At 44.9% G+C, this 12,539-nt stretch carries 14 protein-coding genes; all 14 read left to right on the top strand.

Annotated elements, in window-relative coordinates:
* Positions 1-64 precede the first annotated feature (64 nt).
* Positions 65-1,096 carry a stage II sporulation protein D gene (spoIID, locus tag Q5C82_RS01530; protein WP_003221873.1) on the top strand — a complete coding sequence of 344 codons (1,032 nt, stop codon included), beginning with the start codon at positions 65-67 and terminating at the stop codon, positions 1,094-1,096.
* Between the two features lie 386 nt (positions 1,097-1,482).
* Complete coding sequence (locus Q5C82_RS01525) at positions 1,483-2,166, top strand: VWA domain-containing protein (RefSeq protein ID WP_003221871.1); 684 nt, start codon at positions 1,483-1,485, stop codon at positions 2,164-2,166.
* 321 nt (positions 2,167-2,487) lie between these two features.
* Entirely contained in the window at positions 2,488-3,162 is a 675-nt protein-coding gene (locus Q5C82_RS01520; RefSeq protein ID WP_032727281.1) for a VWA domain-containing protein, read from the top strand.
* 95 nt (positions 3,163-3,257) lie between these two features.
* Positions 3,258-3,419, top strand: coding sequence for a hypothetical protein (locus Q5C82_RS01515; RefSeq protein WP_003221867.1), 162 nt, complete (start codon positions 3,258-3,260; stop codon positions 3,417-3,419).
* A gap of 99 nt (positions 3,420-3,518) precedes the next feature.
* Positions 3,519-4,307, top strand: a complete 789-nt coding sequence (fdhD, locus tag Q5C82_RS01510; protein ID WP_003221865.1) for a formate dehydrogenase accessory sulfurtransferase FdhD — start codon at positions 3,519-3,521, stop codon at positions 4,305-4,307.
* A 15-nt stretch (positions 4,308-4,322) separates the two neighbouring features.
* Positions 4,323-5,348 (top strand): GTP 3',8-cyclase MoaA, encoded by a 1,026-nt coding sequence (moaA, locus tag Q5C82_RS01505; RefSeq protein WP_003221863.1) that lies wholly within the window; start codon positions 4,323-4,325, stop codon positions 5,346-5,348.
* Positions 5,349-5,544: 196 nt separating this feature from the next.
* Positions 5,545-6,678, top strand: a complete 1,134-nt coding sequence (rapB, locus tag Q5C82_RS01500) for a response regulator aspartate phosphatase RapB (protein WP_003221861.1) — start codon at positions 5,545-5,547, stop codon at positions 6,676-6,678.
* A gap of 170 nt (positions 6,679-6,848) precedes the next feature.
* Positions 6,849-7,328 carry a hypothetical protein gene (locus Q5C82_RS01495; protein WP_003221859.1) on the top strand — a complete coding sequence of 160 codons (480 nt, stop codon included), beginning with the start codon at positions 6,849-6,851 and terminating at the stop codon, positions 7,326-7,328.
* A 71-nt stretch (positions 7,329-7,399) separates the two neighbouring features.
* Positions 7,400-7,588, top strand: a complete 189-nt coding sequence (locus tag Q5C82_RS01490) for a CsbD family protein (protein WP_003221857.1) — start codon at positions 7,400-7,402, stop codon at positions 7,586-7,588.
* A gap of 208 nt (positions 7,589-7,796) precedes the next feature.
* Positions 7,797-9,053 carry an urea ABC transporter substrate-binding protein gene (gene urtA, locus Q5C82_RS01485; protein ID WP_003221856.1) on the top strand — a complete coding sequence of 419 codons (1,257 nt, stop codon included), beginning with the start codon at positions 7,797-7,799 and terminating at the stop codon, positions 9,051-9,053.
* A gap of 32 nt (positions 9,054-9,085) precedes the next feature.
* Positions 9,086-9,988: an urea ABC transporter permease subunit UrtB gene (gene urtB / locus Q5C82_RS01480; protein ID WP_003221855.1), complete on the top strand. Its 903-nt coding sequence runs from the start codon at positions 9,086-9,088 to the stop codon at positions 9,986-9,988.
* 11 nt (positions 9,989-9,999) lie between these two features.
* Positions 10,000-11,070 carry an urea ABC transporter permease subunit UrtC gene (gene urtC / locus Q5C82_RS01475; RefSeq protein ID WP_003221854.1) on the top strand — a complete coding sequence of 357 codons (1,071 nt, stop codon included), beginning with the start codon at positions 10,000-10,002 and terminating at the stop codon, positions 11,068-11,070.
* The gene (urtD, locus tag Q5C82_RS01470) at positions 11,045-11,794 is read left to right on the top strand and encodes an urea ABC transporter ATP-binding protein UrtD (protein WP_003221853.1); all 750 of its coding nucleotides are present in this window, start codon (positions 11,045-11,047) and stop codon (positions 11,792-11,794) included. The genes urtC and urtD overlap by 26 nt, the downstream gene beginning before the upstream one ends.
* Positions 11,791-12,492 (top strand): urea ABC transporter ATP-binding subunit UrtE, encoded by a 702-nt coding sequence (gene urtE / locus Q5C82_RS01465; protein ID WP_003221852.1) that lies wholly within the window; start codon positions 11,791-11,793, stop codon positions 12,490-12,492. The genes urtD and urtE overlap by 4 nt, the downstream gene beginning before the upstream one ends.
* Positions 12,493-12,539 lie beyond the last annotated feature (47 nt).

Genomic DNA, 12,539 nt, shown 5'->3' with positions numbered 1-12,539 from the left:
ATATTAGCTTGTCCCTGCCCATAGACTAGACTAGAGTCGAATCCCGAGCAGGAGGCAGCTGAATATGAAACAATTCGTAATCACACTATCCATACTATGTGCATTGATTCTCTTGGTTCCCACACTCTTGGTTATCCCGTTCCAGCATAACAAAGAAGCGGGGGCCAGCGTAGAATCAGGAAAGACAGCAGTCAGCACGAAACCAGCATCAAAAGGAGCGGAAACGTTGAAAGCATCGCCTGTTTCTATTCCCGTCTATCGAACCGCAAATCAATCCGTAGAAGACATTCCGCTTGAAGAGTATGTCATTGGAGTCGTCGCCTCCGAAATGCCGGCAACCTTTGAACCTGAAGCGCTGAAAGCTCAGGCTCTCGCCGCCAGAACGTTTATTGTCAGACTGATGGTCTCAAATTCAGCAGTAGAGGCTCCTAAAGGCTCGCTGGTGGATGATACACAGATGTTCCAGGTGTATAAAAGCAAAGCGGAGCTGAAAAAACAGTGGGGCGCGAGCTATGAGGGAAAACTGAAGAAAATCACAGATGCGGTAGCCAGCACGCAAGGCAAAATCTTAACGTACAACAACCAGCCGATTGAAGCCTCATTTTTCTCCACAAGCAACGGATACACTGAAAACGCAGAAGCCTATTGGACAAGTGCCATCCCATATTTAAAAAGCGTCAAAAGCTCATGGGATAAAAAGTCTCCGAAATATAAGGCAACGAAAACCTTTACAGCCTCAGAGTTCGAGCAAAAGCTTGGCGTCAAACTGGATGGTTCTGGAACAGTCGGAAAGATTACCGGAGAGACACCGGGCCACCAGGTGGCAACAGCCGTTATTAACGGCAAGACGCTGAAAGGTAGAGACATACGTGAAAAGCTGGGCCTCAATTCAGCCGATTTTGAATGGAAGCGAAGCGGAGACACGATTACTGTCACGACGAGAGGATTTGGACACGGTGTCGGGATGAGCCAATATGGCGCCAATTTTATGGCGCAAGAAGGCAAAAAGGTTGATCAAATTGTGAAGTACTATTACCAAGGCACACAAATTTCTGAAGCCGATTCGTTTTTGAATAAATATATGGCGAAGAAGTAAAAAAGACGCTCAATGAGCGTCTTTTTCTGTTTCTGAATGTCTTTTATCCAGGAACGGTTAAAACTGTTTAGAGAAGCTCCTGACAGTCTTTAGGGCGACAAGGCCCTTCTTCCTGTTTTGTGACTTTGAGATTGTGGTAAAGTAATCCACATGTATCGACAGACTTCGACAGACTCATATAACGAAAGCCGAAAGGCCGACAATCTTCTTTTTTCATTGTAGTGTTAGGCGGAAATCACTAATAAAAACAAAGGTTTCTATGCAAAAGTAAACAACAGCAATGGGGAAGCCCGCCCTATTTATTTCTCTGTTTTTGTCGATTACGATAAGTTATGTTCAGCGTTGAACATCTGCACGCAGAAACAAACTTGTAAAGGGGTACGAACATGAAGAAAAGATTTTCACTGATCATGATGACAGGATTGCTATTTGGATTAACTTCACCTGCTTTTGCGGCTGAAAAGAAAGAAGCGGAGGCTGAAGCTCCGGCAAACGTGGCAGTCTTGCTTGATGCCAGCGGAAGTATGGCGAAAAGAATAGACGGTGTATCTAAATTTAATTCAGCTAAAAAAGAAATTTCTAAGTTTGCAAGCTCACTGCCGGAAGGAACTCAAGTGAAAATGAGCGTGTTTGGTTCAGAAGGAAACAATAAAAATTCCGGAAAGGTTCAATCATGTGAATCTATCCGCAACGTATACGGCTTCCAAAGCTTTAACGAGCAAAGCTTCCTCAATTCTCTCAATGCAATCGGGCCAACTGGCTGGACGCCAATTGCCAAAGCGCTGAACGAGGCGAAATCTTCTTTTGACCAGCTTGATACGAAAGGGGAAAAAGTAGTGTATCTGTTGACAGACGGTGAGGAAACGTGCGGAGGAAATCCAATTAAAACAGCAAAAGAACTGCATAAAGACAATATCACTGTGAATGTGATCGGTTTTGATTATAAAGAGGGATACAAAGGCCAGCTGAACGCGATTGCGAAAGTAGGCGGCGGTGAATACTTCCCTGCTTATACTCAAAAAGATGTTGAGAAAATCTTCACTCAGCAATCATTGATGTTATCTAAATAAGAAAAAAGAGGCTGATAGCGGTCAGCCTCTTTTTTGTATGTAACATAATGTTCAAAAGTAATCAGGTGTCATCCTGTAGCATAGTAGCAGATTTCCGTTTTTCTGTGATGATCAAGGCGAAAAAAGAATGAATGATGTCACAATCTGTATATGCTTTCTGGGCGAAAAAGGCTAAATATCATCGGAATTTCAAGCGATTTTGAACAGAAAGTGAAGCGGCACAAAAGGCTGCTTGCCCTATATCTTTTTGCATTTTCATATTCTAGCATAAAGAAGAATCCAACTATAGTTGGAAAATATGATAAAGAAAGGAAGAAAAACATGAAAAAATTGCTGGCTGCCGGTATCATTGGATTGCTGACTGTCTCCTTTGCGTCCCCGTCTTTTGCCGCTGAGAAACAGGCTGACACAAATGTAGCCGTGTTGTTTGATGGAAGCGGAAGTATGATTCAAAAAACAGGGGGAGAGCGCAAAATAGACATTGCCAAAAAATCAGTCAAGTCTTTTGCCGAGCTGCTTCCGAAGGATACAAATCTCATGCTTCGCGTTTTCGGACATGCTGGAAACAATAAATTGTCCGGCAAAGCTCTTTCATGCAGCACGACGGAAACCATTTACGGCCTTCATCCATATGAAGGATCGCTGTTTGACAATTCATTGAGTGAGATCAAGCCGACTGGCTGGACACCGATTGCCAAAGCACTTTCCGATACAAGAAAAGAATTTGAAGCATTTGACGCTGACGGAAAAAACGTGGTGTATTTAATCACTGACGGTGAAGAAACGTGCGGCGGAGACCCTGCAGCGGAAATTGAAAAGCTTCGTGAATCGAATGTAGATACCATTGTAAACATCATTGGCTTCAACTTTGATATCAAAGGTAACGAAGAGATGAAACAAGCGGCTGTTGCTGGCGGCGGAGAATATATTTCAGCGAACAGTGCGGATGAGTTCGAACAGGCTTGGGAAATAGAAGCACAAAAATTTGCTGAGTAAAGAATCTAAACGGTTAGGCGCTCCCCCAGGCGCCTTTTTTAATTGGTTTAAAAACAGTTTGGGCGGGAATGATACCCTTAAAAGGGGTTGAACATATGAGATTATTAGGAATAATTTTTCTTATTGCCGCCGTGGCATTTATATTGCTCGGTGTTTTTCTAAAACTGGCAGCCTTCTTTTTTGTCAGCATTCTCACATTGATCGCAGCTATTGTGCTGTTTACGATCCTGAAAAAGAATCAGCATAATCAAACATAGAGCCCTTTAAATAAAGGGCTCTTTTTATGTCTCAGGATTCGACAAATTCCGAGGAGTGTGAAAAAATATAAAGGCAGGAACATTGCGGAGGGGAAGACATTGAACGATAAAGTAACTGCGGTCAGGGATGTATGGCGCTATGAACAAGGGGAAATAAGCAAAATAGAAGACCGGATGGTGACGGAATACCCTTTGACAGTGATACTGAACGGAAGTGAATTTGTGACGCTCGTTTGTACGCCGGAGCATATCAAAGAGCTTGTCATTGGATTTCTCGCATCAGAGGGTGTGATACGATTTCAAAAAGAGATTAAAAGGTTTACAATAGATGAAAGTCTCGGTTTTGTTTATGTCGATCTCATTCATCCTGAGACATTGGATCAAAAGGATTATACGAAACGGGTGATCGGCTCATGCTGCGGAAAGGGCCGCCATTTTTATTTTCAGCAAGATGTCAAAACCGCCAAAACGGCTGTCAGCCAAATCAAGATATCGCCTGAAGCATGTCTGGCGCTTATGAAAGACATGCAACAAGGGAGCGGAACGTTTCAGGATACGGGAGGCGTTCATAATGCAGCGCTTTGCGACACAGAGAAACTGCTGTTAATGCGCACAGATATTGGACGGCACAACGCGCTTGATAAATTATACGGACACTGCCTTCTGAACGGGATGTCCGTCCGCGACAAACTGATTGTGTTCAGCGGCAGAATCTCGTCAGAAGTCCTGTTGAAAGCGGCAAAAATCGGCGTGTCGATCGTCATTTCCAAATCGGCACCGACGGAGCTTGCGATTCAAATGGCGGAAGAATTAAATATCACAGCGATCGGATTTGTCAGAAACGGATCATTTAATGTATATACACACCCTGAGAGAATCAGGGGATAGGAAGGGGCAGTAGCTATGATTACAGAATCTCGTCAGATGTTGGATAAGAGGAACAGGCCGCTGAGAGACCTTCGCATTTCTGTTACAGACCGCTGCAACTTCCGATGCACGTACTGTATGCCCGCCGAATTATTCGGCCCGGATTATCCTTTTTTAAAGAAAGAGGAGCTGCTTTCGTTTGAAGAGCTGGAACGGCTTGCGACGCTATTTGTCACAAGGTTCGGCGTTGAAAAAATCCGCTTAACCGGCGGAGAGCCCCTCATGAGAAAGGATATGCCGGAATTAATCAAAAAACTGGCCCGCATTCCGGGTGTCCGTGATATTGCGATGACGACAAACGGATCACTGCTGCCTGTTTATGCGGAGAGGCTCAAGGAAGCCGGGCTGAAACGGGTCACGATCAGCCTTGATTCCTTAGAGGACGAGCGTTTTAAAAAGATAAACGGACGCGGGGTTTCTGTCAGCAAGGTGCTGGAAGGCATTGAAGCGGCGAAGCAGGCGGGGCTTGGTGTTAAAATCAACATGGTCGTCCAAAAGGGCGTCAATGAAAAAGATATACTGCCTATGGCCTGTTACTTTAAAGAAAAAGGGCATATCCTGAGATTCATCGAATTTATGGACGTGGGCAACACCAACCAATGGGAAAAGAAGGACGTCATGACAAAGGCGGAAATCATTGATTTGATCAATGAACACATGCCGGTTGAACCGATAGCGCCGAATTATAAAGGCGAAGTGGCTTCCAGATTTCGCTACTTGGACGGATCTGGAGAAATCGGCGTCATATCATCTGTATCTGATGCATTTTGCGGATCGTGCAACAGGGCCCGTCTTTCTGCGAGAGGGGAGCTGTTTACCTGCTTATTCGCTTCAAGCGGATTTGACCTCAGAGGGCCGGTTCGGCAGGAATTAAGTGATGACGAACTGTCAGAGATGATCGGCACCGTTTGGAAAAATCGGATCGATCAGTATTCGGTCGATCGTACTCTATCAAAAGCATCAGACAAAAAGAAAGTAGAAATGTCTTATATTGGCGGTTAATATGAAATAAAAAGCTTATCGGCACTGTCCGGTAAGCTTTTTTTGATGAAAAAAGCTTAAGTGCAAAAAATGCATACAAAAACCGAAATATATAAAGATAGGCATAAGGAAGGAATCATTGTAAGAAATTTTAATTCCAAAGCCATACATTATGATAAAATATAACCAATTAGAAAATAGAAAGGGTTGGAGGGGCATGGCCGCGTACGAGATCCCGTCATCTCAAGTAGGAGTGAAAATCAATAAGTGGTATAAGCACATTTTAGCATTTCAAGTGGCTGATGCCGTTAAGCTGAAGGAAGAGATTGATCAAGACATAGAACAGATGGAAGAGGATCAGCTGCTTCTCTTGTATTATCAGCTGATCAGTTACCGGCACCAAATTATGCTGGATTATGTAAAGCCCGGCCTGCACGAGGAATCTCAGCTACAATATCGTGAATTGATCACAACGCTGGAAAGCAATCAGGACAGCATCTCGGGATTATCTGAGTATTATTTTCACTTGTTCAGAGGAATGTACGAATTTGAACAGAACAATTACATCTCAGCTATATCCTTTTATCGGAAAGCTGAGAAGATGCTCGCGTTTGTAGAAGACGAGATTGAAAGAGCGGAATTTCATTTTAAAGTGGCGGAAGTCTTTTATATCATGAAGCAGACGCACTTTTCCATGAACCACGCCGTACAGGCGCTTGAGACATACAAGGCTCACGACTTTTACAGAGTCAGAAGAATTCAATGCCATTTCGTCATATCAGGAAACTACATTGACTACAGACATTATGAAAAAGCACTTGAGCATTTGGATGACGCATATCGTCTTGCTTTATTGGAAGGACAGCCCCGTTTGATCGGATCAGCCCTCTATAATATCGGGAATTGCTATGATGACAAAGGAGAGCTGGATCAAGCCGCGGAATACTTTAAAAAAGCGCTTCCTGTCTTTGAAGAGCATCAGCTGGAACAGCTCCCAAAAGCGCTCTTCAGCCTGACTCGCGTTCTTTTCAAAAAGGAAGACGCCAAAGCTGCGATGAGGTACTATGAAAAAGGGATTGCCATCGCCCAAAAACGAAACGACTTCTTCAGTCTGGCGAAATATACATTTCTGCAGGCCTTATATGTGGAATCTGTTAATTTGGATATGATTCAAGAAGTATTTGACTATATGGAAGAAAAAGCCCTTTACGTATATATTGAAGAATTCGCTTTGGATGCTGCCTCCTATTTCAGTCATCGTGAACACTACAAAGAAGCGGTGTATTTTTATGAAAAAGCGGTCAGCATGAGAGAGATGATCCAAAGAAACGACTGTTTATATCAAGTGTAAGACGAAACCATCTGCTGCCAGATGGTTTTTTTATATACAAAAAAAGGTGAGCATTGGAACGTTTATTTCCGGACAGAACAGGAAAAATCGCTATATATACTTTTGATCAAATTCAAAATAGCCGGGTTTAGACGGTGCCTGGGTCAATGACAGGCGTTAGGGGGAATTCGATGTTCGGTTTCAATGATATGGTGAAGTTTCTATGGTCTTTCCTCATTGTTCTGCCGCTTGTACAGATCATACATGTTTCAGGGCACAGCTTCATGGCACTTATTTTTGGCGGAAAAGGATCGTTGGATATTGGGATGGGCAAAACGCTGTTCAAGATTGGGCCGATACGGATCAGAGCGATCTATTTCATAGATTCTTTTTGCAGGTTTGGTGAGCTGAAAACCGACAATCGGTTCTCGCATGCACTTGTGTATGCCGGGGGCAGCCTGTTTAACCTGATAACGATTTTTACAGTCAATTTGCTAATTATACACAGTGTATTAAAACCGAATATGTTTTTTTATCAGTTTGTCTATTTTTCTACGTATTATGTGTTTTTCGCCCTGTTGCCGGTTCGATATTCAGAGAAAAAATCATCAGACGGGCTTGCGATTTACAAGGTGCTCCGCTACGGAGAGCGCTACGAAATCGATAAGTAACATTCAAATGTTTACCGCCTCTCAGATCGGGAAGGTAACAAGTACACACATAATGAAGGGAGAGAATCAACATGGGTAACGATAGTGTAAAAGATAAAATGAAGGGCGGCTTAAATAAAGCCAAAGGAGAAGCGAAGGATAAAGTCGGAGATATGACCGATAAAGCGGACATGCAGGCTGAAGGTAAAAAAGATAAGGCAAAAGGCGAGATCCAAAAGGATATCGGGAAAGCAAAGGATACATTCACAAATAAAGATTGATCATACGGAAGAGGCAGGAAACGATATGTTTCTTGTCTTTTTTTTTGTTCGCTTTTTTTGAATGTGAATAAATGTAACAAAAAAAGCAATCGATTTGGTTAAGGTATCTAAATTTTTTAAATATTCTTTGAATTAATGATCCTCTTCTATATAATAGTGACATAAGTTGTTAACTTTTGTAACATCACATGACAAAGGGAGGTTCTGAATGAAAAACAAAGGGATTGGAATACAGGCTGTTTTTCTGTTGTTTCTGATCATGGTGTTGATGACGGGATGTGCTGCGCCGAAGAAAGTGACAGAAGCCAGCGGGAGTGCGAAAAAAACAGTTGATATCGACACAAGCGGGGATTCAGTGAAGGTCGGGATTCTTCACTCGTTAAGCGGGACAATGGCGATCAGTGAAGTGTCCGTCCATGATGCAGAATTAATGGCGATTCAAGAAATCAATCAAAAAGGCGGAGTTCTCGGCAAAAAGCTTGAACCCGTCGTAGAAGACGGCGCTTCAGACTGGCCTACATATGCGGAAAAAATGAGGAAACTGCTTCAGCAAGACAAAGCGGCTGCTGTGTTTGGCGGATGGACATCTGCAAGCCGCAAAGCCATGCTTCCGGTTGTGGAGCAAAACAACGGGCTGCTGTTCTATCCGGTGCAGTACGAAGGAATGGAGTCATCACCTAATATTTTTTATACCGGAGCAACGACCAATCAGCAAATTGTGCCGGCTGTCGATTGGCTGCTGAAAAATAAAGGTAAAAAGTTCTTTCTGATCGGATCAGATTACGTGTTCCCGAGAACAGCCAATAAAGTCATTAAAGCGCAAGTGAAAGCGGCCGAAGGAGAAATTGCCGGTGAAGAGTATACGCCGCTCGGCCATACCAATTACAGTACGCTTGTCAGCAAAATCAAAGAAAAACAGCCCGATGTCATTTTTAACACATTAAACGGCGACAGCAACGTGGCGTTTTTCAAACAGCTGAAAGATGCGGGGATATCGGCTGATGAAATGCCTGTCATGTCGGCAAGTGTTGCTGAGGAAGAAATTCGGGGGATCGGCTCTGATGTGTTAAAAGGACATTATGCGGTGTGGAATTATTTCCAGAATACCAATACGAGCGAGAATCAAACATTCGTGAAAAACTATAAAAAGATGAACGGTGATAGCCGGGTGACGAGCGATCCGATTGAAGCTGGCTATCATGCGGTTTATCTCTGGGCGGCGGCTGTTGAAAAAGCCAAGTCCTTTGATGTCGATAAGGTGAAGAAAGCGGCTGACGGGATTGCGTTTAAGGCTCCGGGCGGCACAGTGAAAATTGACGGGGATACACAGCATCTTTACAAAACGGTTAGAATTGGGCAAATCACGGGGGATGGACAGTTTAAAGAAGTATGGAACTCAGGTGAACCGGTAAAACCTGATCCGTATTTAAAAACGTACGAATGGGCAAAGGGGTTATCTAAATAAATCAAAGCCGTTTGCGGGGGAGGAGGCGGAGCATGTCTGTCGTCGTAACTCAATTATTTAACGGGATCAGTCTCGGTTCTATTTTGATTCTTATTGCGATTGGATTGGCCATTACATTCGGTTTGATGAACATTATGAATATGGCGCACGGTGAGCTAATTATGGCAGGAGCCTACACGACATATGTCGTTCAGCAGCTGTTTTTAAGCTATTTGCCGGCTCCTCTGTTTTCTTACTATTTTTTAATCGCGATCATCATGGCGTTTGCGGTTGCGGCGCTTATTGGGATTGTCATTGAAAAAGTGATTGTCAGGCGATTATATGACCGTCCGCTCGACAGCCTTTTGGCGACGTGGGGGGTGAGCTTGATCCTGCAGCAGGCAGCCAGATCGATTTTTGGCGCGCCGAATGTGGCTGTCAAGTCTCCTGAGTGGCTGACGGGAGGGGTGACGCTGTTTTCGGTTACTTTTCCGTATAAAAGGCTGTTTATTTTGGCGCTCGTTCTTTTTACGCTGGCGCTGCTCGGTTTCTATTTATTTAAAACCTCTGCGGGGCGGCGGATGCAGGCGGTTACGCTGAACCGGAGCATGGCATCGTGTCTCGGCGTATCTGTGAGAAAAACAGATACATTGGCTTTCGCGCTCGGAAGCGGACTGGCCGGTATTGCGGGGAGCTCACTCACATTGCTTGGTTCGATCGGGCCTACTCTCGGTTCGTCATACCTTGTTGATGCCTTTATGATTGTCATATTAGGCGGAATCGGAAAATTAAAAGGCACCATTATCGGCGCGGTGACGGTCGGTTTGCTGAGCACATTCGTTGAGTACTCCACAAGCGCTACGATTGCAAAGGTAGTCGTGTTTGCATGTATTATTCTCTTTCTGCAATGGAGGCCTTCGGGTCTTGCGAGTGTCAGAACGAGATTACTTGATTAGGAGGGAACCGGATGAAGCGGTTTTCACAATTCAGTCCGTATCTGGTGATGTTTGCCCTTTTTATCGCCGCTCCGATCTTTCTGCAGGAGTTTCGATTAGGGCTGTTGGCGAAGTTTTTATGCTTTGCGATTGTAGCGGTCGGCATTTGCCTGATTTGGGGATATACAGGCATTTTGAGTTTGGGGCATGGCGTCTTTTTCGGATTGGGCGCTTACTGCATGGCCATGTACTTAAAAATAGAAGCCTCTCCGTCAGGCATTCCTGATTTTATGGAGTGGACCGGCGTCAGTGAACTGCCGTGGATCTGGGCAATGTTCAGGTATCCTTTTAGTGCGATTGCCGCAGCTGTCATTGTTCCTGTCTTTCTGGCACTTTTGCTCGGTTACTTTACCTTCCGCAACAACATAAAGGGTGTTTATTTTTCGTTGATCTCTCAGGCTGTTGTGGTGGTTGTTGTCACACTGTTCATCGGCAGCCAGGACATTACCGGGGGGACGAATGGCCTCACGAATTTCTATACCATTTTTCAATATGCTCTGGCCGATCCTGCAATAAAGCAGATCCTGTATTTTACGACAGTCTTTTTCCTCGGTGTTTCTGTCGTGTTTGCTTTGTTTCTGACGAGAAGCCGTTTTGGGCGGCTATTGCAGGCGGTGCGCGATGGAGAAAGCAGGGTCCGCTTTTTCGGGTATCACTCCACCGTTTTTAAAGTGTTTATTTACTGTGTATCTGCTGCGATGGCGGGGATTGCCGGGATGCTGTTTGTGCTTCAGGATGGGATGATCTCGCCGGAAATGATGGGCATCATCCCTTCAGTGGAAATGGTGCTGTGGGTTGCGATCGGCGGGAGGCACTCTATTTTCGGCGCGGTGCTTGGCGCGCTGTTAACGAACGGCATGAAAAGCTATTTAAGCGAATATTACCCTGACATTTGGCTGTACTTCCTCGGCGCGCTGTTTATCATCGTTGTACTCTATATGCCAAAAGGGATTGTCGGGCTGTTCGAGAAGATGAGAACCCAGCTTTCTTCCTCGAAAAAGAAAGGAGCGGCTGCTTATGAAACCGATACTTACCTGCCGTGACGTGAAGGTTGAGTTTGACGGATTTTGGGCCTTGCAGGGCGCTGATATCAGCGTGCAGGAACGTGATATCCATTTTTTAATTGGGCCGAACGGCGCCGGAAAAACGACTTTGCTGGACATCATTTGCGGAAAAACGAAGCCGCATTCAGGCGAAGTGCTATTTCAAGAAACGAATGAACTGACAAAAGCGCGGGAATATCAGATCGCCAAACTGGGGGTCGCCAGAAAGTTTCAGGCTCCGAGTGTTTTTACGCAGCTGACTGTGTTTGAGAACCTCGAACTTGCCATGAAACAGAAAAAAACGATCCTTTCACTGCTGACAGCTCGTATGACAAAAGAGCAAAGTGACAGGATCATAGACATCCTGCGGCTGATTGGGTTAGATGAAAAACGGGATTTAACAGCTGGCAGCCTGTCACACGGACAGAAGCAATGGCTTGAGATCGGCATGCAGCTCGCCATGGAGCCGAAGCTTTTGCTGTTGGATGAACCGATTGCGGGCATGACGGGAAAGGAGCGGGAAAAAACCGGAGCACTGCTTGAAGAAATTTCAAAAACGTGCTCTGTTCTGATTGTCGAGCACGATATGGATTTTGTGCGCTCGTTTTCCAGAAAAGTCACGGTCATGCATGAAGGCAAAGTGCTTTGTGAAGGGTCGATGGATGACATCACAAGCAATGAAGAGGTGGCAGCGGTTTATTTAGGAAGGGGCGGTGTGTCATGATTGCCGTCAGAAATGTAACGTCTGGTTACGATCAATCGATGGTTTTGCACAGCCTCAGCATGGAGGTTCGCCCGGGGCAGATTGTTGCTGTATTAGGCCGAAACGGAGTCGGCAAATCCACCTTGCTGAAAACAATCATAGGCCTGCTTCCGGCAAAACAGGGGGATATTTGTTTTAATCAAACGTTTGTTCAAAACGAAAAGGCGGAAACACGGGCAAGAACAGGAATTGCGTACGTTCCGCAAGGGAGAGACATCTTTTCCTCCTTAACCGTTCGTGACAACCTGCTGCTTGGAGAAGAGCCGCTTCCGAAGAAGGAGAGAATGGGGGAGGTCAAGGAAGACATTTTTCAGTGGTTTCCTGCTTTAAAAGAGATGCTTGACCGCAAAGGCGGCGATTTAAGCGGAGGCCAGCAGCAGCAGCTAGCAATTGCCAGAGCGCTGATGGGAAATCCGAAAATTATTTTACTTGATGAACCAATGGAAGGAATTCAGCCGTCAATTATCGAACTAATCAGACAAGTTATCGTAGAAATTTCCAGAAAAAGAGACATTTCCGTTGTTTTAGTCGAGCACAGTCTGGAAAACGCGTTAACATGTGCTGACTACCTTTATGTGATCGACAGGGGAACGGTTGTCGACCATGGAAAGGCCGATGAAGAAACGGCACTCCGCTTTGAAAGGCATCTTACCGTGTGACCCGATACTTGAAGAAAGGGAGGTGATGTCCCGCCTGCATGTTCCGC

This window comes from uncultured Bacillus sp. (assembly GCF_958411575.1).
Taxonomy (GTDB): Bacteria; Bacillota; Bacilli; order Bacillales; family Bacillaceae; genus Bacillus; species Bacillus spizizenii.
This window is presented reverse-complemented; position numbering and strand designations above follow the sequence as displayed.